At 64.4% G+C, this 21,914-nt stretch carries 16 protein-coding genes; 11 read left to right on the plus strand and 5 right to left on the minus strand.

Annotated features, from left to right (window positions below):
- The 3 genes from B2W55_RS17420 to B2W55_RS17430 all read left to right on the plus strand — a co-directional run.
- Nucleotides 1-1,209 (plus strand): FAD-dependent oxidoreductase (locus tag B2W55_RS17420; protein WP_291532258.1); only part of this gene is annotated, 1,209 nt, incomplete at its 5' end.
- Entirely contained in the window at nt 1,179-3,026 is a 1,848-nt protein-coding gene (locus tag B2W55_RS17425; RefSeq protein ID WP_024579896.1) for a 2-oxoacid:acceptor oxidoreductase subunit alpha, read from the plus strand. The genes B2W55_RS17420 and B2W55_RS17425, both read left to right, overlap by 31 nt.
- 130 nt (nt 3,027-3,156) lie before the next feature.
- Nucleotides 3,157-4,212: a 2-oxoacid:ferredoxin oxidoreductase subunit beta gene (locus tag B2W55_RS17430; protein WP_024579895.1), complete on the plus strand. Its 1,056-nt coding sequence runs from the start codon at nt 3,157-3,159 to the stop codon at nt 4,210-4,212.
- A 63-nt stretch (nt 4,213-4,275) separates the two neighbouring features.
- On the opposite strand, the gene B2W55_RS17435 is transcribed toward B2W55_RS17430, so the two are convergent.
- From B2W55_RS17435 to B2W55_RS17450, 4 genes are all read right to left on the minus strand, one after another.
- Entirely contained in the window at nt 4,276-5,472 is a 1,197-nt protein-coding gene (locus B2W55_RS17435; RefSeq protein WP_371412490.1) for an ABC transporter substrate-binding protein, read from the minus strand.
- A 208-nt stretch (nt 5,473-5,680) separates the two neighbouring features.
- A complete protein-coding gene (locus tag B2W55_RS17440) occupies nt 5,681-7,225 on the minus strand; it encodes a SpoVR family protein (RefSeq protein ID WP_024579893.1) in 1,545 nt (514 codons plus the stop codon).
- A gap of 3 nt (nt 7,226-7,228) precedes the next feature.
- A complete protein-coding gene (locus B2W55_RS17445; RefSeq protein WP_024579892.1) occupies nt 7,229-8,497 on the minus strand; it encodes a YeaH/YhbH family protein in 1,269 nt (422 codons plus the stop codon).
- Between the two features lie 104 nt (nt 8,498-8,601).
- Complete coding sequence (locus B2W55_RS17450) at nt 8,602-10,545, minus strand: PrkA family serine protein kinase (protein ID WP_024579891.1); 1,944 nt, start codon at nt 10,543-10,545, stop codon at nt 8,602-8,604.
- A 520-nt stretch (nt 10,546-11,065) separates the two neighbouring features.
- On the opposite strand from B2W55_RS17450, the gene B2W55_RS17455 reads away from it, so the two are divergent.
- The 8 genes from B2W55_RS17455 to B2W55_RS17490 all read left to right on the plus strand — a co-directional run bounded on the left by B2W55_RS17455 (nt 11,066) and on the right by B2W55_RS17490 (nt 19,893).
- Entirely contained in the window at nt 11,066-11,683 is a 618-nt protein-coding gene (locus B2W55_RS17455) for a hypothetical protein (protein ID WP_024579890.1), read from the plus strand.
- A gap of 40 nt (nt 11,684-11,723) precedes the next feature.
- A complete protein-coding gene (locus B2W55_RS17460) occupies nt 11,724-12,170 on the plus strand; it encodes a DsrE family protein (RefSeq protein WP_024579889.1) in 447 nt (148 codons plus the stop codon).
- Nucleotides 12,171-12,389: 219 nt separating this feature from the next.
- Nucleotides 12,390-15,236 (plus strand): bifunctional transaldolase/phosoglucose isomerase, encoded by a 2,847-nt coding sequence (locus B2W55_RS17465; RefSeq protein WP_024579888.1) that lies wholly within the window; start codon nt 12,390-12,392, stop codon nt 15,234-15,236.
- Between the two features lie 11 nt (nt 15,237-15,247).
- Nucleotides 15,248-16,231 (plus strand): phosphogluconate dehydrogenase (NAD(+)-dependent, decarboxylating), encoded by a 984-nt coding sequence (gene gnd, locus B2W55_RS17470; protein WP_024579887.1) that lies wholly within the window; start codon nt 15,248-15,250, stop codon nt 16,229-16,231.
- A gap of 38 nt (nt 16,232-16,269) precedes the next feature.
- A complete protein-coding gene (zwf, locus tag B2W55_RS17475) occupies nt 16,270-17,763 on the plus strand; it encodes a glucose-6-phosphate dehydrogenase (RefSeq protein WP_024579886.1) in 1,494 nt (497 codons plus the stop codon).
- A gap of 1 nt (nt 17,764) precedes the next feature.
- On the plus strand, nt 17,765-18,517 hold the full coding sequence (gene pgl / locus B2W55_RS17480; protein ID WP_024579885.1) for a 6-phosphogluconolactonase: 753 nt from the start codon (nt 17,765-17,767) through the stop codon (nt 18,515-18,517).
- Nucleotides 18,518-18,589: 72 nt separating this feature from the next.
- On the plus strand, nt 18,590-19,078 hold the full coding sequence (locus B2W55_RS17485; RefSeq protein ID WP_024579884.1) for a gluconokinase: 489 nt from the start codon (nt 18,590-18,592) through the stop codon (nt 19,076-19,078).
- Nucleotides 19,075-19,893 (plus strand): Cof-type HAD-IIB family hydrolase, encoded by an 819-nt coding sequence (locus B2W55_RS17490; RefSeq protein ID WP_024579883.1) that lies wholly within the window; start codon nt 19,075-19,077, stop codon nt 19,891-19,893. The genes B2W55_RS17485 and B2W55_RS17490 overlap by 4 nt, the downstream gene beginning before the upstream one ends.
- A 206-nt stretch (nt 19,894-20,099) precedes the next feature.
- Here the strand turns inward: B2W55_RS17490 and B2W55_RS17495 are convergent, their stop codons facing one another.
- Complete coding sequence (locus tag B2W55_RS17495) at nt 20,100-21,908, minus strand: glycoside hydrolase family 15 protein (RefSeq protein ID WP_024579882.1); 1,809 nt, start codon at nt 21,906-21,908, stop codon at nt 20,100-20,102.
- Nucleotides 21,909-21,914 lie beyond the last annotated feature (6 nt).

Genomic DNA, 21,914 nt, shown 5'->3' on the forward strand with positions numbered 1-21,914 from the left:
AGCGGCGCGCCGCGCGGCCGCGAGCTCGACATTCCCGGCCGCAAGGAGGCCGCCGCCAACATCCATATCGGCATCGAGTGGCTGTCCAACGTGTCGTTCGGCCATGTCGACAAGATCGGCCGCCGCGTCATCGTGCTGGGCGGCGGCAACACCGCGATGGATTGCTGCCGCACGGCGCGCCGCCTCGGCGGCGAGAGCGTCAAGGTGATCGTCCGCTCCGGCTTCGAGGAGATGAAGGCCTCGCCGTGGGAGAAGGAAGACGCCCTGCACGAGGACATCCCGATCCTCAACTACATGGTGCCGGTCGCATTCGTTCACGACAACGGCAAGCTGACCGGCGTCACCTTCCAGAAGGTGAAAGCGGAGTACGACGCCAAGGGCCGCCGCAACCTGGTGCCGTCGGGTGAGCCCGACGAGACCGTGGCCTGCGACGATGTGCTCGTTGCGGTCGGCCAGGAGAATGCGTTCCCCTGGATCGAAGCCGATTGCGGCATCGAATTCGACAAGTGGCACATGCCGAAGGTCGACCCCAAGACGTTCGTCTCGAGCAATCCGAAGGTGTTCTTCGGCGGCGACGCGGCGTTCGGGCCGAAGAACATCATCTGGGCGGTGGCGCACGGCCATGACGCCGCGCTGTCGATCCACAAAATGCTGTCCGGCGAGGACATCAACGAGCGCCCGCTGCCCGAGGTGCACGTCTCCTCGCAGAAGATGGGCATCCACGAGTGGAGCTACGACAACGACATCTCCACTGACAAGCGCTTCAAGGTGCCGCATCGCGACAAGGTCATCGCGCTGAAGGACATCCGCGCCGAGGTCGAGCTCGGCTACGACGTCAAGCTCGCGCTCGGCGAGGCGGAGCGCTGCCTGAACTGCGACGTGCAGACGGTGTTCTCCGCGCCGCTCTGCATCGAATGCGACGCCTGCGTCGACATCTGTCCGATGGACTGCATCACCTTCACCCAGAACGGTGAAGAGGACGACCTGCGGCAGCGGCTGAAAGCGCCCTCGCCGAATCACGACCAGGCGCTCTACGTCTCGGGCGACCTGAAGACCGGTCGCGTCATGGTGAAAGACGAAGACGTCTGCCTGCATTGCGGGCTGTGTGCCGAGCGCTGCCCGACCGGCGCCTGGGACATGCAGAAGTACCTCATCGATATGGTTCAAGCGGGATCAACATGTCAGTCCAAAGCCCGATCAGCAGCGTAAACGACTTCGTCGTCCGCTTCGCCAACGTCAACGGTTCGGGCTCGGCATCCGCGAACGAACTGTTCGCGCGTTCGATCCTGCGTCATGGCGTGCCGGTCAGCCCACGCAACATCTTCCCCTCCAACATCCAGGGCCTGCCGACCTGGTATGAGGTGCGCGTCACCGAGGACGGCCATCTCGGCGCCCGCGGCGGCGTCGACATGATGGTGGCGATGAACCCGCAGACCTGGGACAAGGACGTCGCCTCCATCGAGCCTGGCGGCTACCTGTTCTACGATTCGACCAAGCCGATGCCGTCGTCGAAGTTCCGCGAGGACATCACCGTCATCGGGGTGCCGCTGACCGCGATCACCAACTCGACCTACACCGATCCCAGGCAGCGCCAGCTGTTCAAGAACATTATCTATCTCGGCGCGCTGTGCGCCCTGCTCGACCTCGATCCCAAGCTGGTCGAGCAGCTCATCGGCGAACAATACAAGGGCAAGGAGAAGCTGCTCTCCTCCAACGTCCATGCGCTGCATCTCGGCCGCGACTGGGCGTTGCAGAACCTGAAATGCCCGATCGGGCTTCGGGTGAAGAAGTCCGACAAGGTCGGCGACCGCATCTTCATCGAGGGCAACAGCGCCGCCGCGCTCGGTGCCGTCTATGGCGGCGCCACGGTTTGCGCCTGGTATCCGATCACGCCGTCATCGTCGGTCGCGGAAGCCTTCACCAGCCACTGCAAGAAGTACCGCCACGACCCGGAGACCGGCAAGGCGAAGTACGCCATCGTGCAGGGCGAGGACGAACTCGCCTCGATCGGCATCGTGATCGGCGCCTCCTGGAACGGCGCGCGGGCTTTCACCGCGACATCGGGACCCGGCATCTCGCTGATGACCGAGTTCATCGGCCTGTCGTACTTCGCCGAGATCCCGGCCGTGATCATGAATATCCAGCGCGCCGGTCCCTCGACGGGCATGCCGACCCGCACCCAGCAATGCGACGTGATCGCCTGCGCCTACGCCTCGCACGGCGACACCAAGCACGTGCTGCTATTCCCGGAGGATCCGGCGGAAGCGTTCGAGTTCGCCGCCGCGGCGTTCGATCTCGCCGAACGGCTCCAGACCACGATCTTCCTGATGCTCGATCTCGACATCGGCATGAACCACCGGCTGTGCCGCCCGCTGAAGTGGGACGATTCCAAGCAATACGACCGCGGCAAGGTGATGACCGCCGAGATGCTCGAGGAAGGCCGTGACTTCGGCCGCTATCTCGACGTCGACGGCGACGGCATCCCCTATCGCACCTATCCCGGCACGCATCCGACCAAGGGCTCCTACTTCACCCGCGGCACCTCACGCGACCGCTACGCGCGCTATTCCGAGGAAGGCGCGGTCTACGCCGACAACATGCAGCGGCTGGTGCGCAAGTTCGAGACCGCGCAAGACATGGTGCCGCGGCCGTTGCAGGCCAACGCGGCGAAGCCGACCAAATACGGCGTGCTGTATTTCGGCTCAACCTCGCCCGCGATGGACGAGGCGATCGGGATTCTGGAGGCCCGCGGCCATCAACTCGACCGCATGCGCATCCGGGCCTTCCCGTTCCACTCCAGCGTCGCGAGCTTCATCGCCGACCACGACTTCGTCTACGTGGTGGAGCAGAACCGCGACGCCCAGCTGCGCCAGCTGATCGTCAACGAGAACGGCATCGACCCCGTCAGGCTGGTGCCGATCCTGCACTATGACGGCACGCCGATCACCGCGCGCTTCATCGCCAACGCGATCGGCGACCACCAGGACCACCTCAAGGTGACCCCTCTCCGCAAGGCCGTGACATGATCGATCGTCCGATCTCTCCGGCGTCATGCCCGGGCTCGTCCCGGGCATCCACGACTTTCTTTCTCCTGGCCAAGACGTGGATGGCCGGGACAAGCCCGGCCATGACGTGGCGGGGAGCGCAGGTGTTGTCATGACCTACATTGCAAAGCCCAAGTTTCATCACCCCGGCCTGAAGAAGAACGAGCTGGGCTATACCCATCGCGACTACGAGGGCAAGATCTCGACCCTGTGCGCCGGCTGCGGCCATGATTCGATCACCGCCTCGATCATCGAGGCCTGCTACGAGCTCTCGATCGAGCCGCACCGGGTGGCGAAGATCTCCGGAATCGGCTGCTCGTCGAAGACCCCGGACTATTTCCTCGGCAATTCGCACGGCTTCAACTCGGTGCATGGCCGGATGCCGTCGGTCCTGACCGGCGCCAACCTCGCCAACCGCGACCTGATCTATCTCGGCGTCTCCGGCGACGGCGACTCAGCCTCGATCGGCTTCGGCCAGTTCGCGCACTCGATCCGCCGCGCCGTCAACATGACCTACATCGTCGAGAACAACGGCGTGTACGGTCTCACCAAGGGCCAGTTCTCGGCCACCGCCGACCGCGGCTCGAAATCCAAGAAGGGCGTCACCAACACCGACAACGCGATTGATCTGGTCGCGATCGCGCTGCAACTCGGTGCTACCTTCGTGGCGCGCTCCTTCTCCGGCGACAAGACGCAGCTGGTGCCGCTGATCGCGGCTGCGATCCGGCACAAGGGCGCATCCTTCATCGACGTGATCAGCCCCTGCATCGCCTTCAACAACCACGCCGGCTCGACCAAGAGCTTCGACTATGTCCGCGAACACAATGACGCGGTGAACCGGCTCGACGTGCTGGTCGGCCGCGAGCCGATCAGCGTCGACTACGCGCCCGGCACCGTGCAGGTGGTCGAGCAGCATGACGGTTCGCGCCTCGCGCTGCGCAAGCTTGACGCCGACTACGATCCGCATGATCGGCTGGGCGCCCAGACCTTCCTGCAAAAGCACGCGGCCAAGGGCCAGATCGTCACCGGGCTCCTTTACGTCGATCCGGATGCCGAGGATCTGCACACCCATCTCGACACCGTCGAGACGCCGCTCAACACCATGGACGAGCAGGCGCTGTGCCCGGGTTCAAGCGTGCTCGACAAGATCAACGCCAGCCTGCGCTGACATTCGACCTGGTTTGGAAGCGGGCCTTCCGGCACTGCCGGGAGGCCCGCTTTTCGTTTGGAGCTACCTGTCGCTCAGAACGTCGCCGAACAACGCCCACGACTTGCCGTCGAACCGCGCCATCTGGATTTGGCGGATCGGCGTGACGTTGTCGGGCTCGGTCTGCACCTTGATGCCCGGCAGCAGCATCGGCAATTCCAGCGCCTTCAGACTGGTCGCCTGCTTGATGATGTTGGCGCGGCTGTAGTCGCCGTTGCAGTTCTTCAGCACCGCGGTCATGACCTGCGCGACCGTGTAGCCCTGCACGTTGAACAGATCGCCCGGGCTCGCATTGGGCTGGTACTTCTTCATCCAGGCCGAGAACTCTTTCTGGCCCGGATCGTCGGACCAGCGCGGATCGGTCGGGTCCTTCAGATAGAGGCCGGTCACGACACCGATGACGTTCTCGAGCCCAGCCGGCTCGAGCACCGCAGAGACCGAGTTGGAAACGGTCGGCAGGATGGTGAGTGGCTTCCAGCCCATGCTCGCCGCCTTGCGCAGCGCTTGCGCCGCGAATTTCGGCGTCGCCTCGGCGAAGAATACATCCGCGCCGGATTCCCGCATCGTCACCATCTGGGAATCGATGGTCGGGTCTGACGTCAGATAGGTGGTCTCCGCGACGATCTGGCCGACATGCTCGCCGAGTCCGTCCTTGAAGCCCTTGAGATAGTCCTTGCCGGCGTCCTCGTTCGGCGTGATGACCGCGATCTTGGCGTCCGGCTTGGTCTTCAGGATGTACTTTGCGTAGAGCCGGCCTTCGAGCTCGTAGGTCGGATTGAAGCCGACCGTCCACGGGAACTGCTTCGGATCGTTCCAGCGCGTCGCGCCTGACGACACGAACAACTGCGGCACCTTCTTGATGTTCAGATACTTCTGCACGGCGATGTTGGGCGCGGTGCCGACCGCGCTGAAGATCGCAAGCACCTCGTCCTGTTCCACCAGCTTGCGGGTCTGCTCGACCGTCTTCGATGGCGAGTAGGCGTCGTCGAGACTCTCGAAGTCGATCTTGCGGCCGTCGATGCCGCCCTGATCGTTGAGCATCTGGAAGTACGCCGCTTCGGCACGCGCGATGGTGCCGTAGGCCGATGCCGGGCCGCTATAGGGCGCGGTGTTGCCGATCTTGATCGTGCTCTCGGCTGCAATGGATGGCGCGAACGATGAGGCCGTGAGTACGGTGAAGGCGAAAAGGCCCGCCAGGCGAAAGCGAGTTGACAAGGGCATATCCTGTTCTTGGTTTTCTTGACGCGGCGCACATTATCAATCGCGCCCGCGCAGGCAATCACCAAGAAGCTTGCGCATGCCTGCATCACGCTCGTGCGGAACGTGATGCAGCTTCGAAACTCGCAGATGTGCCGAGAAGTTCGCTGAGCGAGACCGACATTCCGCGCGGCGGTCCAGCGCCGCGCTCGCTATTACGAATGCGTCGTCCTCAAGCCGCGACCGCTGCCGCGCGCGGGCTGACGACGTATTCCTTCAGCACCTTGTCGGTGCCGTCGACCTCGGTCAGCGCCACGTCGTAGGTCCAGAGATCGGCGAGGTGTTGCAGCACGCGGCGCGTATCGGTCTCGTTGAGCTGTGCGCCCTTCACAGTGGTGTGACGCAGCATCAGGCGTCGATCGCCGTCGAGATCGACGTCCACGACCTCGATATTGGCATCGACGAATCCGACGTCGTATTGCCGCGCCAGTTCGCGGCGCACCCGGCGGTAGCCGCGCTCGTCATGGATCGCATCGACCTTGATTCCCTGGCTTTCGGCGGGGTCGTCGTGCAGGTGGAACATGCGGAAGCGACGGATCAGCGCCGGGCTGAGGAACTGGTTGATGAAGCTCTCGTCGCGATAGTTGCTCCAGATCTCGCGCAGCACGCCCTCGACGTCGCCCTTGCCGGCGATGTCGGGGAACCATTGACGATCCTCGTCCTCCGGCGTCTTCACGATCCGCTCGATGTCCTGCATCATCGCGAAGCCGAGCGCATAGGGATTGAAACCGGAATAGCGGCGGTCGTCGAACTCGGGCTGGAACACCACATTGGTGTGCGATTGCAGGAATTCGAGGAAATTACCGTCGGTGATCCGGCCCTGCTGATGCAGCCGGCTCATGATGCGGTAATGCACGTAGGTCGCCGTACCCTCGTTCATCACCTTGGTCTGCCCTTGCGGATAGAAATACTGCGCGATGTGACGCACGATGCGAATGAGCTCGCGCTGCCATGGCGCAAGGCGCGGCGCGGTCTTCTCGAGGAAATAGAGGATGTTCTCCTGCGGCAGGCCGAGCAGCGCACGGCGCCGCTCCGCAGTGAGCGCGGCCTTGGTCTTGGCCTTGGTGTTCGGCACCGTCCGCCACAGATCGTTGAACACGGCCTCCTCGTGCTGGCGGCGCTCGCCGGCGCGCTTCTCCTCGGCGCGGAGGTCGAGCGTCTTCTTGCCGGGATAGCGGTCGACGCCGTGCGACATCAGCGCATGCGCGGCATCCAGCGTCCGCTCCACGGTCTCGCGGCCGTGACGGTCCTCGCAGGCCGCGATATAGCCCTTGGCGAATTCGAGATAGTCGAGGATGCCGTCGGCATCGGTCCACTGCTTGAAAAGATAGTTGTTCTTGAAGAAGTGATTGTGCCCGAACGCCGCGTGCGCGATCACCAGCGTCTGCATCGTCGCGGTGTTCTCCTCCATCAGGTAGGAAATGCACGGCGACGAATTGATCACGATCTCATAGGCGAGCCCCATCAGGCCCTTGCGATAGGATGCTTCCTGGAAGGCGAACTGCTTGCCGAACGACCAGTGCTTGTAGAACAGCGGCATGCCGACCGAGGAATAGGCGTCGAGCATCTGCTCGGCGGTGATCACCTCGATCTGGTTGGGATAGACGTCGAGCCCGAGCTCCTTGCGCGCGATCTGCTCGCAGGCATCGTGGATCCGCTGCAACGTCTGGAAATCCCAGTCGGCGCCCTCGAACAGCCGTTCGCCGGAAGACTCCATCAACTATACCCTTTCCTGGCTGGTGCGGCGCTTGAACAGGTCCTGGAACACCGGGAAAATCTCGCCGCGCTCGCTGACCTTGCGCATCGACAGCGGCGCGCCCTCGTTGCGCAGGCGCTCGTAGAGTGTCCACAGCGAGGAGTCCGGCATGTCGAAGGTGTAGTTGGCGGCTTCACCAACCTCGAGATAGGCGAAGAACTGGCAGACCGGCAGGATCTTGTCGGTCAACAGATGCCCGGTCAGCGCGCTGTCCGAGGTCATGTTGTCGCCATCCGAAGCCTGCGCCGCGTAGATGTTCCAGTCGGCCGGACGGAAGCGGGTGCGCACGATGTCGTTCATCGCGACCAGCGCGCTCGACACCAGCGTGCCGCCCGACGCCGGTCCATGGAAGAACGTATCCTCGTCCACCTCCTCGGCGCGGTCGGTGTGCCGGATGAACACGATCTCGACGTGCTTGTAGCGCCGCTTCAGGAAGACGTAGAGCAGCATGTAGAACCGCTTGGCCAGGTCCTTCATGTGCTCGGACATCGAGCCCGAGACATCCATCAGGCAGAACATCACGGCCTGCGCCACCGGCTTCGGCACCGTCTCGAAGCGGCGGTAGCGGATGTCGATCGGATCGATGAACGGAATCCGCTTGGCCTTGGCCTTCAGCGATTCGAGCAGCGCGAGCAGCTCGCGGCGACGCGTCTCGTCGTCGCAGTCCGCAAGCTCCGCCTCGAGCGCCTCGATCTCGTCCTTGCGCGGCCGGCGCAGCGCCACGCGGCGCGCCAGCGCCCGGCTCACGGTGCGGCTGATCGAGATATTGGCGGGCGAACCCGAGGTCGCATAGCCCGCGCGCTGAATGCCCTCGCTTTCGGTCTCCGCGAGCTTGCGCTTGGCAAGGTCGGGCAGCTCGAGATCGTCGAGGAAAAGATCGACGAATTCATCGCGGCTCAGCACGAAGCGGAAGGCGTCCTCGCTGTCACCCTCACCCGCGCCGGAGCCCTTGGCGCCGCTCTGGTTCGGCCGCTGCAGCCAGTCACCCTCGACGAACTTCTTGTTGCCGGGCAGCACCATGTCGCGCGTGCCACCCTCGCGCCGGAACCGCGGCTCGTCCATGCCGTCCAGCGGGATGGTTACTTCGCCGCCCTCCAGGACATCCTTGATGTCCCGGTCCTGTGACGACTTCTTGACGGCCCCCTGCACCAGCGCCTTGGCGCGCCGCAGGAAGCGCTGGCGGTTCTCCAGGCTCTTGCTACCCGGATTCAACCGCCGATCGACGATATGCATGACCACTTTGCATCTGCCTCGCGCCGGATGCGATCATGACAGTCGCATCGCATTCTTCTTGGAGGGACGGAAAGCCGTTGCCGGCTTTCCGGATCGATCATGCTCTAGCCGGCCTGCTTCACCCGCATGTACCACTCGACGAGCCGGCGGACCTGGCGCTCGGTATAGCCGCGCTCCACCATCCGCTCGACGAACTCGCCGTGCTTCTTCTCGGTCTCGCCGTCCTTCTTGGAGCCGAACGAGATGACCGGAAGCAGATCCTCGACCTGCGAGAATATGCGCTTCTCGATCACGTCACGGACCTTTTCGTAGGAGGTCCAGCTCGGGTTCTTGCCGCCATTATGCGCCCGCGAGCGCAGCGAGAACTTGACGACCTCGTTGCGGAAGTCCTTCGGGTTGGCGATGCCGGCCGGCTTCTCGATCTTGGTCAGCTCCTGATTCAGAAGCTCGCGGTTCATCAGCTGGCCGGTGTCGGGATCCTTGAAGTCCTGGTCCTCGATCCAGGCGTCGGCGTAGTCGACATAGCGGTCGAACAGGTTCTGGCCGTAGTCGGCATAGGATTCCAGATAGGCCTTCTGGATCTCGTTGCCGATGAACTCGGCATAACGCGGCGCGAGATCGGCCTTGATGAATTCGAGATAGCGCTTCTCGGTCTCGTCAGGCAGCTGCTCGCGCCGGATCGCCTGCTCCAGCACATACATCAGATGCACCGCGTCGGCGCCGACTTCCGTGGTGTCGTGGTTGAAGGTCGAGGCCAGCACCTTGAAGGCAAAGCGGGTCGAGACGCCGTCCATGCCTTCGTCGACGCCGGCCGCGTCCTTGTACTCCTGCACGCTGCGCGCCTTCGGATCGGATTCCTTCAGGCTCTCGCCGTCATAGACCCGCATCTTGGCGAACAGCGTCGAGTTCTCGTGCTTGCGCAGCCGCGACATCACCGAGAAGCGGGCCAGCGTCTCCAGCGTCGCCGGTGCGCATGGCGCGGCGGCGAGCTCGGAGCTCTCGATCAGCTTGTCGTAGATCTTCTGCTCCTCGGTGACCCGCAGGCAGTACGGGACCTTGATGACGCAGATGCGGTCGATGAAGGCCTCGTTGTTCTTGTTGGTCTTGAAGCTCTGCCACTCGGCCTCGTTGGAGTGCGCGAGGATGATGCCGGTGAACGGGATCGCGCCGATGTTCTCGGTGCCGATGTAGTTGCCTTCCTGCGTCGCCGTCAGCAGCGGATGCAGCATCTTGATCGGCGCCTTGAACATCTCGACGAACTCGAGCACGCCCTGGTTGGCGCGGTTGAGGCCGCCGGAATAGCTGTAGGCGTCGGGATCGTTCTGGGCGTAGGTCTCGAGCTTGCGGATGTCGACCTTGCCCACCAGCGAGGAGATATCCTGATTGTTCTCGTCGCCGGGCTCGGTCTTGGCAACCGCGATCTGGCGCAGCCGCGAGGGCTGGAGGCGCGCGACGCGGAATTGCGAGATGTCACCGCCGAAGGCTTCGAGCCGCTTGTAGGCCCAGGGCGACATCAGCCCGCTCAGGCGGCGGCGCGGAATGCCGTACTTCTCCTCGATCATCGGCCCGAGCTGCTCGGGATCGAACAGCCCGAGCGGGCTCTCGAACACCGGCGACAGTTCGTCGCCCGCCTTCAGCACGTAGATCGGATGAACTTCCATCAGCGCCTTGATGCGCTCGGCAAGCGACGATTTGCCGCCACCGACCGGCCCGAGCAGATAGAGGATCTGCTTGCGCTCCTCGAGGCCCTGCGCGGCGTGACGGAAAAAGCCGACGATCCGCTCGATCGTGTCTTCCATGCCGTGGAAGCCGGCGAAGGCCGGATACGACCGTATCGTACGGTTCAAAAAGATACGGCCAAGGCGAGGGTCCTTGGCCGTGTCGATCATCTGGGGCTCACCGATCGCCGCTAATAACCGCTCGGCCGCGTTGGCATATCGCATCGGATCACTTCGACACGACTCCAGATACTCGGCCATCGACATGTCGGTCTGGCTTCGCGCTTCAAACGACCTTGCGAAGGCGTTGAACAAAGAATCGTTGTACATGATCCCTATCTCCACGATATGTATCGCCGCACGACTGACACGAGTCGTAACCAGAGCGTCCTAGGATCGAATCAGCGTCGGCACGCTGGGTCCATTGGACACTCGACCGACTCACTTCGGCAATGCACGGCGCGTGCAGCCTCTGCCTTATCAACAGGCAGGAAGCTTAATGGTTCATCAATATCCACTGTTGGTGGCCTGTTTTTGACGGTTGTAGCCCCTCCGCCACATCCGTGGTTTACCGGGGCCCGAGCCTCCAAACATCCCTCCAAAGTGGACATCCGAGCGGGGCAACTTCCCCGTCCGAAAATGAACGTTGGCTTCCCTGAAAACGTGTGGCTGTCCAGCCTTGGCGTCAAGATGTGCGCGTCACGGATTCGGATGAACAATCAGTCAGGAGCCGTTGAACGTGCCTCCTTGTCGCCGCGACTAAGGCAACAAGCCCGCGCAGTTCCGCGCGGCACCATTGCCGCGCTCTAAAGATGACACTTTGGAAGCGCAGGCTATTCCCGAGGCGGTCATGAAGCGCACGTTCCTTGTTGTCGCACTTGCAGCAGCCGCCTGTGCCGGCGCGTTGTCAGCCGTCCAGGCGCAGGAAGCGGTCGACAAGGCCGAGGCAGCCGCCTTCGACAACAGGATGTTCGCCGGCCCGCCAGGTGCGAAAGCCTATGCCTGCTTCGTGCGGCGATATGATGCAAATCATCTCGCGCAGCACCCGAAGCAGAAGGTCACCGCGATGAAGCTTTTGGTCGAGGCCGAGGACGCACCGGAGGACAAGACCACCAACTACTCATTCCGCCTCGGCGTCACCTACCGCCACCGCGCCGGCAATTTCGACTCCAGCGGCTACTGCAACCACGCGATCGCAACCGAATCCGGACACGAAATACGCTTCGCATGCGGCGTGGATTGCGAAGGCGGCGGTATCGGCGTGGCGTTGTCGAAGGACGATAAATCCGCGATCGCACGCCTGAGCAGCATCAGGATGTGGAATCGCAACAAACCCGACGACGATGCGGAAGAAGAGCTGCTCGCCGGCGCCGACGACAAGGCCTTTCGCGTCGATCGCGCGGACGTCGGCGAATGCGCCGAACTTGTGACCGACCGCAAGGAACTCGCTGCCCTCCGCCACAAGTGATAGGCTTCGCCCGATCAACAACAATTGCGCGAGGGACACCATGCACCGACGCAGCATCCTGTGGGGCACGCTCTCGGCGGTCGGCGCCGCCTTCGCGGCGTCACGGGCGAACGCCACCACCGAAGCACCGCCGCAGAAGCTGAAGGTGGTCTATCACCTCGACGACCTCGACAAGGTCAACTTCGTGGTCGGCAACATCCAGAACCACCTCAACGGCGTCGGCGGCCCGGGCAATGTGACGATCGCGCTGGTGGTGCATGGCCAGGCGCTGAAGGCGTTTCATTCGACCGGGGCCAATCCCGAACTGGCAACGCATCTCGGGCAGTTCACCAGGGACGGGATCGAGCTTGCCGCCTGCGGCAACACCATGAAATCGCAGAACATCACGCTCGGCGACCTGCTCCCCGGCTTCGTGGCCGCCGAGCGGGGCGGCGTGGTCCGCCTCGCCGAGCTGCAATCCCAGGGATACCTCTATTTGCGGCCCTGACGCGCGGCGACAGGCCGCGCCGGCGTCATAAAAATGTGCCGAGATCGGGGTCTGCTCGGACCGACGGTCCGAGGGGATCGAACTGTTGTGAATGGCGTTATCCCTTCGCAATACCGATACTCCGCCCGGGCCCCCAGCCATGTTGACAATCCCCTTCCGGCCCCGAAAGCTGCCCGGGAACCCAAAAATCGACCCTCGATCGAACGAGAACAGGCACCCATGAACCCCGTCAAAGCACTCGAAAATCACCGCCAGGCCGTCTGGCTGGACTTCCTCGCCCGCGGCTTCGTCGCCAAGGGTGACCTGAAGCGGCTGATCGAGACCGATGGCGTCAAGGGCGTGACCTCCAACCCCTCGATCTTCGAGAAGGCGATCGGCTCTTCGGACGAGTATGACGGGGCGATCGGCCAGGCCCTCAAGAAGGGCGACCGCTCGGTCGCCGACCTGTTCGAGCATCTTGCCGTCGTGGACATTCAGCATGCCGCCGACGTGCTGCGCCCGGTCTACGACCATAGCCATGGCGGCGACGGCTTCGTCAGCCTCGAAGTGTCGCCCTATCTCGCGATGGACACCAAGGGGACGATCGCGGAGGCCGAGCGGCTGTGGAAGGACGTCCACCGCAAGAACCTGATGGTCAAGGTACCGGGGACGCCCGAGGGCCTGCCGGCGATCGAATACCTGATCGGCGAAGGCATCAGCATCAACATCACGCTGCTGTTCTCCCAGGCGGTGTATCGCCAGGTTGCCGAGGCCTATCTCAAGGGCCTGGAGAAATACGTCGCCAAGGGCGGCGATCCCTCCCATGTCGCGAGCGTGGCGAGCTTCTTCGTCAGCCGCATCGACAGTGCCGTCGACAAGCAGCTCGACGAGAAGATCGCGCGGGCCAACGATCCCTCGGAGAAGGAGCGTCTCGCCGCGCTGAAGGGCAAGGTCGCGATCGCCAACGCCAAACTCGCCTACCAGGACTACAAGCGGCTGTTCTCCGGCAGCCGTTGGGACAAGTTGAAGGCGAAAGGTGCCAAGCCGCAGCGGCTGCTGTGGGCGTCGACCGGCACCAAGAACAAGGATTACAGCGACGTGCTCTATGTCGAGGAGCTGATCGGCCCCGACACCGTCAACACCGTGCCGCCGGCCACGCTCGACGCCTTCCGCGACCACGGCAAGGTCCGCGACAGCCTCGAGGAGAACGTCGACGACGCCCGCCGCGTGCTGGCGGAGCTGGAGAAGTCCGGCATCTCGCTCGATGCGATCACCGCGGAGCTGGTCAAGGACGGCGTCAAGCTGTTCGCTGACGCCGCCGACAAGCTGTACGGCGCGGTGGCCCACAAGCGCGCCACCTCGCTCGGTGGCGGCATCGACCACCAGAGGCTCGCGCTGGGCGCCAGCATCGAGAAGGCGGTCGAGAAGAGCACCGAGGAATGGCGCGCCTCCGCCAAGATCCGCAGGCTCTGGCACAAGGACAAGTCGGTCTGGACCGGCGATGACGAGAGCAAATGGCTGGGCTGGCTGACCAGCGCCGAGACCGCCAATGTCGCCGACTACGAGGATTTCGCGCAGCGCGTGAAGGGGCAGAACTTCACCGACGCCGTCGTGCTCGGCATGGGCGGCTCGAGCCTCGGGCCGGAGGTGCTGGCGCAAACCTTCCCGCATAAATCCGGCTTCCCGCGGCTGCACGTGCTCGACTCCACCGACCCGGCGCAGGTCCGCGCGATGGAGGAATATGTCGACATCGCGAAGACGCTGTTCATCGTCTCCTCCAAATCCGGCGGCACCACCGAGCCGAACGTGATGAAGGACTACTTCTTCGACCGGGTGGCGAAGGCGATCGGCAAGGACAAGGCCGGCCATCGCTTCATCGCGGTCACCGATCCCGGCTCGTCGTTGCAGAAGGTCGCGATCAAGCAGGGCTTTGCCCGCATCTTCTACGGCGATCCCGCGATCGGCGGGCGCTATTCGGTACTGTCGCCGTTCGGCCTGGTGCCGGCGGCTGCCGCGGGCATCGACGTCCGCAGCCTGCTTGGCCATACGCTCTCGATGGTGCGCTCCTGCGGCGCCGACGTGCCGCCGCAGGAAAACCCCGGCGTCCAGCTCGGACTGGCGATGGGTATCGCCGGGCTCGAAGGCCGCGACAAGGTGACGATCTTCGCCTCGCCCGACGTCGCCGATTTCGGCGCCTGGGCCGAGCAGCTGATCGCGGAATCGACCGGCAAGGACGGCAAGGGCCTGATCCCGATCGAGGGCGAGACGATCGGCGATGCTGCGGTCTACGGCAATGACCGCTTCTTTATCGATCTGCGCACCGAGCGCGAGAACGATGCCGCGCATGAGGCGAAGCTCGGCGCGCTCGAGGCCGCCGGCCATCCGGTGGTGCGGATCGTGCTGAAGTCGATCGACCATATCGGCCAGGAGTTCTTCCGCTTCGAGATCGCAACCGCGGTCGCAGGCTCCATCCTCGGCATCAACCCGTTCAACCAGCCCGACGTGGAGGCCGCCAAGATCAAGACGCGCGAGCTGACGGCGGCGTTCGAGAAGACCGGATCGCTGCCGGCCGAGCGGCCGGTGGTGTCGGTGGCCGAGGTTGATCTCTACACCGATGCGCAGAACGCCGAGGAGTTGCGCAAGGCCGGCGCCAATGGCGATCTCAACTCATGGATCAAGGCGCACCTTTCGCGCTCCGGGCGCGGCGACTATGTCGCTTTGCTCGCCTATATCGAGCGCGACGGCGATACCATCGACGCCATGCAGGCGATGCGGCTGAAGGTGCGCGACGCCAGGCATCTTGCGACCTGCGCCGAATTCGGCCCGCGCTTCCTGCATTCGACCGGGCAGGCCTACAAGGGCGGACCGGACAGCGGCGTATTCCTGCAAGTCACGACCGACGATCCCAGGGATCTGGCGGTACCCGGCCAGAAGGCGAGCTTCGGCGTGATCAAGGCGGCGCAGGCGCGCGGCGATTTCGACGTGCTCACCGAGCGCGGCCGCCGGGCGCTGCGCGTGCACCTCAAGGGCGACCTCACCTCCGGACTCGCGGCGCTCGATGCCGCGATCTCGGCGGCTTTGAACTGAAGGAGGCCAAGATGCAACTCGGCATGATCGGCCTCGGGCGGATGGGCGGCAATATCGTCCGCCGCCTGATGAGCAACGGCCATACCAGCGTGGTCTATGACAAGGATCCGAAGGCGGTCGCGGCGCTGGTCGCCGACAATGCCACCGGCGCCTCGTCGCTGGAGGATTTCGTCCTCAAGCTGGAAGCGCCGCGCACCGCCTGGGTGATGCTGCCCGCCGGCAAGATCACCGAATCCACCATCGATGCGCTCTCCAAGCTGATGCAGCCCGGCGACGTGATCATCGACGGCGGCAACACCTTCTGGCAGGACGACGTCCGCCGCGGCAAGGCGCTCCGCGAGCGCGGGCTGCATTATGTCGATGTCGGCACCAGCGGCGGCATCTGGGGCATCGAGCGCGGCTACTGCATGATGATCGGCGGCGAAAAGGGCGTGGTCGACCGGCTCGATCCGATCTTCAAGACGCTGGCACCCGGCATCGGCGACATCCCGCGCACCCCGGGCCGCGACGGCCGCGACCCGCGCATCGAGCAGGGCTATATCCACGCCGGCCCCGTCGGCGCCGGGCATTTCGTCAAGATGATCCACAATGGCATCGAATACGGCCTGATGCAGGCCTATGCCGAGGGCTTCGATATCCTGAAGAACGCCAATATCGAGGCGCTGCCGCCGGATCATCGCTTCGATCTCGACATCGCCGACATCGCCGAAGTCTGGCGGCGCGGCAGCGTGATCCCGTCCTGGCTGCTCGACCTCACGGCGTCGGCGCTGGCGCAGAACCACACGCTCGACAATTATTCAGGGTTTGTCGAGGATTCCGGTGAAGGCCGCTGGACCGTCAATGCCGCCGTCGACGAGGCGGTGCCTGCCGAGGTGCTGACGGCCGCGCTCTACACGCGCTTCCGCTCGCGCAAGGATCACACCTTCGCGGAGAAAATCCTCTCGGCGATGCGCGCAGGTTTCGGCGGCCACAAGGAGCCGCCGAAGAAGCCTTGAGTCGCCGAAGACGTCTTGAATCGAACACGGAAGGTCACGTGCAGAAGAAACCCGATCCCTGCTCTTTCATCATCTTCGGCGCCACCGGCGATCTGACCCACCGGCTGGTCGTCCCGGCCCTCTACAATCTCGCCGCCGGCAATCTGCTACCAGAGAAGTTCTGCGTCGTCGGCATTGTCCGCAAGGGCATGTCGAGCGAGCAGCTGAGCGACAGCCTGCTGCAAGGGCTGCGCAAATTCGCTACCCGCCCGGTGGACGAAGCGATCGCCAAGCGGCTGTTCGAATGCGTCACCTCGATCGAGGCCGATCCGCGCGATCCTGCGTCGTTCGACGCCATGAACGAACGGCTCGACAAGATCGAGAAGGCGCGCGGCACCGGCGGCAACCGGCTGTTCTATCTCGCCACGCCGCCGAGCGCCTTCTTGCCGATCAGCGAGCAGCTCGGACGCACCGGCATGCTGGAGGAGAACGGCGCCTGGCGGCGGCTGATCATCGAAAAGCCGTTCGGCACCGATCTGGCGTCGGCCAGGGCACTGAATTCAGCGCTGCTGAAATTAATGGACGAGCACCAGATCTACCGGATCGATCATTACCTCGGCAAGGAAACCGTCCAGAACATCCTGGTGCTGCGCTTCGCCAACGGCATGTTCGAGCCGATCTGGAATCGCAACCACATCGACCACATCCAGATCACGGTGGACGAGAAGCTCGGCGTCGGCCATCGCGGCAGCTTCTACGACGCCACCGGCGCGCTGCGCGACATGGTGCCGAACCATCTGTTCCAGTTGCTGTCGCTGGTGACGATGGAGCCGCCGGCGCGCTTCGACGCCCAGGCGGTGCGCTCGGAGAAGGCCGAGGTGCTGAGCGCGATCCAGACCCAGACCGAGCAGGAGGCGCTGTCCAACTCGGTGCGCGGCCAGTATCGCGCCGGCCGGATCGGCGACACCGAGATCGAAGACTATCTCAAGACACCCGACGTGAAGCCGGACAGCTCGACCGAGACCTATGCCGCGCTGAAATTGACCATCGACAATTGGCGCTGGGCCGGCGTGCCGTTCTATTTGCGCACCGGCAAGGCGCTCGCAACCAAGCGCACCGAGATCGCGATCAAGTTCAAGCAGGCGCCGTTCGCGATGTTCCGCGATACGCCGGTCGACCGCCTGTCGCAGAACTACCTCGTCATCTCGACCGAGCCGACCGAAGGCATCGAGCTTCAGTTCAACACCAAGGTGCCGGGCCCGACCATCAATATCGACGGCGTCGAGATGAAGTTCCGCTACAAGGACTACTTCAAGGCGGAGCCGTCGACTGGCTACGAGACGTTGATCTATGACTGCATGATCGGCGACAATCTGCTGTTCCAGCGCGCCGACAGCGTCGAGGCCGGCTGGCAGGCGGTGCAGCCCTTCCTCGACGCCTGGAAGAATGCCGGCGGCCGCGGCTTGCAGCCTTACAAGGCTGGCAGCGAAGGCCCGGAGGCCGCCAACGCGCTGCTGACGCGCGATGGCCGCACCTGGCGAAAGCTCGGCTGACATGACCGCGGGCGGCGAGCGCAAGATCATCACGGTCGCCGATCCGGCGGCGCTGGCGAAGGCGGCCGCCGAGCGGGTGATCGCACGGATCGACGAAAACCCCGGCCGGATCGCGATCTGCCTCACCGGCGGCTCCAGCCCCAAGGCGCTCTACCAGCTCCTGGCGACCCCGGACTATCGCCAGAGGATTCCCTGGAACCGCATCGACTGGTTCATCGGCGATGAGCGCCTGGTGCCGCGCAAGGACGCGCTGCACAATATGGGCATGGCGCGGCAGGCCTTCCTCGACCGCTGCGCTCCGGCCGCCAATGTGCACCCGATCGCAACCGACACGGCCGACCTGAAAGACCCTGACGTCAGCGCGGCATTGTATGAGAATGAGCTGATGGCGTTCTACGGCGCCGAGCAGCTCGATCCGCAGCGGCCGTTGTTCGATCTGGTGCTGTTGGGGATCGGCCCCGACGGCCATGTGGCGTCGCTGTTTCCCGGCTATCCCGCGGTCGAGGAAACCCGGCGCTGGGTGGTCGGGGTGCCCAAGGCCAATGTCGAGCCGTTCGTGTCGCGCGTCTCCCTGACGCTGCCCGCCCTCGCCTCCTGCCGCGAGATGCTGTTCGAGGTTGCGGGCGAAAGCAAGCGCGCGATCTTGACGCGCCTGTTCGCAGGCGAGAACCTGCCGGCAAACCGCGCGCGATCGCTGGGCGAAACCGTCTGGCTGATCGATCGGGCGGCGCTGCCGGAGGGTTTTCGTGGATGACTTCGCTTGGTGACATTCTTGGGTGACGGGCCAAACCCTTGCGCGCCGCAAAACCCTTGCGCGCTGGTCGTGATGGGCGTTTCCGGCTCCGGCAAGAGCACCATCGCCGACCGCCTCGCGATCAGGATCGGCTGGCGCTACGAGGACGGCGACAGCTTTCACCCGCCAAGCAATGTCGCGAAGATGCACTCCGGCCAGCCGCTCACCGACGAGGATCGCTGGCCCTGGCTGCGTGCAATCGCCGCCGAGATCGACCGCAGCTGCGGCGTGCACGAACGGGCCGTCATCGCCTGTTCCGCGCTGAAGCGCAGCTATCGCGACATCCTCGTGCATGGCCGCGACGATATCCGCATCGTCTTCCTCGACGGCACGCAGCAGTTGATCGCCGCTCGGCTGGCCGCGCGCAAGGACCATTTCATGCCGCCGGGGCTGCTCGCCAGCCAGTTCAAGACGCTGGAGCCGCCGACCCCGGACGAGCGCCCGATCACGATTGCGATCGACCGTTCGGTCGAGACCATCATCGAAGACATTGTCAGTCAACTGAAGCTGGACCGCCCATGAACCGTATCGCGACCCGCATCGCCCTTGTCGTATCCGATGTCGACGGCACGCTGCTCACCAAGGACAAGACCTTGACCGACGGCGCCAGGTCGGCGGTGCGCCGGCTGCACGAGGCCGGTATCGGTTTCACCATCGTATCCAGCCGGCCGACGATCGGGATGGGCTTTCTGGTCGCGCCACTCGCGATCGCGCTTCCGATCGGCGCCTTCAACGGCTCGTCAATCGTCGATCCAGAACTGAAGCCGCTTGAGCAGCATTTGATCCCGGCGGCGATCGCCAGGCGCTGCGTCGACCTGCTGCGCGAGCGCGGCGTCGACATCTGGCTGTTCACCAACGAGCGCTGGCTGACGCGCAACCCGGACGGCGAGTACACTGCCCACGAAGCGCACACCATCAAGCATGATCCGACCATCGTCGACGATTTCACGCCCTATCTCGACCAGGCCTGCAAGATCGTCGGCGCGAGCTCGGATGCGCCGCTGCTCCAGCGCTGCGAAGCGGAGATGCAGCAGATGGTCGGCAAGGATGCGACCGCGGTCCGCTCGCAGACCTATTATCTCGACGTCACCCCGCCCGGCCACGACAAGGGCACCTTCGTCGAAGGCATTGCGAAGCGTCTTGGCGTGTCGCTCGAGAACGTCGCCACGATCGGCGACATGCAGAACGATCTGCCGATGTTCGCACGAAGCGGCGTCTCGTTTGCGATGGGCAATGCCAGCGATGACGTGAAGGCCCGTGCCACGCACGTCACCGAAACCAACGAGCGCGACGGCTTCGCGCGCGCGATGGACACCGTGCTGGCTATGGGCCGCTAAAGCCTGATGAGGTTGGGTTGAGCTGGAACGGCGTCGGAGGTTCACCTCTCCCTTGGGAGAGGTCGATTTGCGCAGCAAATCGGGTGAGGGGTGAAGGCCTATCGAGAGGGCAAGATCCCTCACCCGGATTTCCCTCTGTCAGGGAGAGGTGAGCCAAGAGCGCGCCAGGCCGACTCAACTCAAACTCATTCCGCCTTAGATCACCGTCAGGTCGACCGCTGCACCGCGGGCTTCTCGGCGTGGGCCCTGGCGACGCTGAGATTATGCGCGGTGTTGATCAGCGCGATGTGGGTCAGCGCCTGCGGGAAGTTGCCGGTCTGCCGGCCGGCGCCGGAGTCGAACTCCTCCGCCAGCAGCCCGAGATCGTTGGCTACCGCCACCACACGTTCGAACATGGTTTGCGCCTTGCCGATTTCCCCCGCCAGCACATGGGCGTCGGCGAGCCAGAGGCTGCACGCGAGGAACGCGCCCTCGATCGGCTGGACCTCGTCGGACACCTCGCGCGGATCGTGCCGCAGCACGAAGCCGTCGCGCAACATGTGCCGCTCGATCGCCTCGATCGTGCCGCGGATGCGCGGATCGTCCGGCGGCAGGAAGCCGACCGACGGCAGCAGCAGCAGGCTGGCGTCGAGCAGCCTTGAGCCGTAGCTCTCGACGAAGCTGTTGAGATCAGGATCGAAGCCGCGCTGGCAAACGTCACGATGGATCGCCTCGCGCAGCACCCGCCATTTGACCAGCGGCGCCTTGAAGCCGAACCGCTCGGCGCTCTTGATGGCGCGATCGAAGGCAACCCAGCACATCACCTTGGAATAGACATAGTGCCGCGCGGCGTCGCGGCGCTCCCAGATGCCCTGATCCGGCTGGTCCCAAACCTCGGCGAGGTGATTGACGACGGTGCATTCCAGCGACCAGTTCTCTTCGTCGAGCTTCAACCTGGCCATGCGCGATTGATGGAAGGCGTCGATCAATTCGCCATAGACGTCGAGCTGAAGCTGCGCATGCGCGGCGTTGCCGACGCGGACCGGCTGCGCTCCCTCATAGCCGGGCAGCCATCCTGCCTCCCATTCCAGCAGGCGGCGCTGGCCGAGGATGCCGTACATGATCTGCATGCTGGCCGGCGCGCCGGCCGCGGCCCGCAGCAGCCAATTGTGCCAGGCCGCCGCCTCCTCGGTATAGCCCGAATTCATCAGTGCCAGCAGCGTGAACGTGGCGTCGCGCAGCCAGCAGAACCGGTAGTCCCAGTTGCGCGCGCCACCGAGTTTCTCCGGCAGCGAGGTGGTCGGGGCCGCGACGATGCCACCGGTCGGCCGGAAGGTCAGCGCCTTCAGCGTGATCAGCGAGCGCATCACGAGCGCGCGCTGATCGCCGCCGTCATAGGTCGAACGGCTGCACCATTCTTTCCAGTAGTCCTCGGTATCCCTGAGCGCAGCCACCGGATCGATCGGCTCCGGCACCGGCTGAAAGGACGCCCCATAGGTCAGGACGAACGGCACGGTGTCGCCCTCGGCGATCTCGAAATCGGCGATCGTGGAGAGATCCTGGCCGCGGGTCTCGATCGGAGTGCGCAGCACCGTCATGTCCTGCCCGCTGATCGCCAGCAGCCCCTTGCCGTCCGGGCTCTTCTTCACCCAGGGGACATCGGCGCCGAAGCCGAAGCGGATCACCAGCTCCATATGCATCTTGACCCGGCCGCTGATGCCGCGAACCAGGCGGACCACGTCGGAGGCGTTGCCGCGCGGCGGCATGAAGTCGATCAGCGCGACCACGCCGTCCCCGGTCTCGAACCGGGTCTCCAGGATCAGCGTATCGTCCCGGTAGCGGCGCGAGGTCCGCTTGATCTCGCCGGCGGGCGCCAGCAGCCAGCGGCCGTTCTTCGACGTGCCAAGCAGCGCCGCGAAACACGCATCGGACTCGAATGCGGGCCAGCACAGCCAGTCGATCGAGCCGTCGCGGCCGACCAGCGCCGCGGTCTCGCAATCCCCGATCAGTCCATAGTCTTCGATACGAGACGCCACCTGCTG

This window comes from Bradyrhizobium sp. UBA2491 (assembly GCF_002341725.1).
In the GTDB taxonomy this organism is placed as follows: Bacteria; Pseudomonadota; Alphaproteobacteria; order Rhizobiales; family Xanthobacteraceae; genus Bradyrhizobium.

Coding starts and splice junctions, on each gene's coding strand:
- B2W55_RS17450 (WP_024579891.1), bottom strand. CDS start 10,545: ATGTACAACGATTCTTTGTTCAACGCCTTCGCAAGGTCGTTTGAAGCG.
- B2W55_RS17490 (WP_024579883.1), top strand. CDS start 19,075: ATGAACCGTATCGCGACCCGCATCGCCCTTGTCGTATCCGATGTCGAC.
- B2W55_RS17440 (WP_024579893.1), bottom strand. CDS start 7,225: ATGGAGTCTTCCGGCGAACGGCTGTTCGAGGGCGCCGACTGGGATTTC.
- B2W55_RS17460 (WP_024579889.1), top strand. CDS start 11,724: ATGCACCGACGCAGCATCCTGTGGGGCACGCTCTCGGCGGTCGGCGCC.
- B2W55_RS17435 (WP_371412490.1), bottom strand. CDS start 5,472: ATGCCCTTGTCAACTCGCTTTCGCCTGGCGGGCCTTTTCGCCTTCACC.
- B2W55_RS17445 (WP_024579892.1), bottom strand. CDS start 8,497: ATGCATATCGTCGATCGGCGGTTGAATCCGGGTAGCAAGAGCCTGGAG.
- B2W55_RS17465 (WP_024579888.1), top strand. CDS start 12,390: ATGAACCCCGTCAAAGCACTCGAAAATCACCGCCAGGCCGTCTGGCTG.
- gnd (WP_024579887.1), top strand. CDS start 15,248: ATGCAACTCGGCATGATCGGCCTCGGGCGGATGGGCGGCAATATCGTC.
- B2W55_RS17430 (WP_024579895.1), top strand. CDS start 3,157: ATGACCTACATTGCAAAGCCCAAGTTTCATCACCCCGGCCTGAAGAAG.
- B2W55_RS17425 (WP_024579896.1), top strand. CDS start 1,179: ATGTCAGTCCAAAGCCCGATCAGCAGCGTAAACGACTTCGTCGTCCGC.
- pgl (WP_024579885.1), top strand. CDS start 17,765: ATGACCGCGGGCGGCGAGCGCAAGATCATCACGGTCGCCGATCCGGCG.
- B2W55_RS17485 (WP_024579884.1), top strand. CDS start 18,590: ATGGGCGTTTCCGGCTCCGGCAAGAGCACCATCGCCGACCGCCTCGCG.
- B2W55_RS17455 (WP_024579890.1), top strand. CDS start 11,066: ATGAAGCGCACGTTCCTTGTTGTCGCACTTGCAGCAGCCGCCTGTGCC.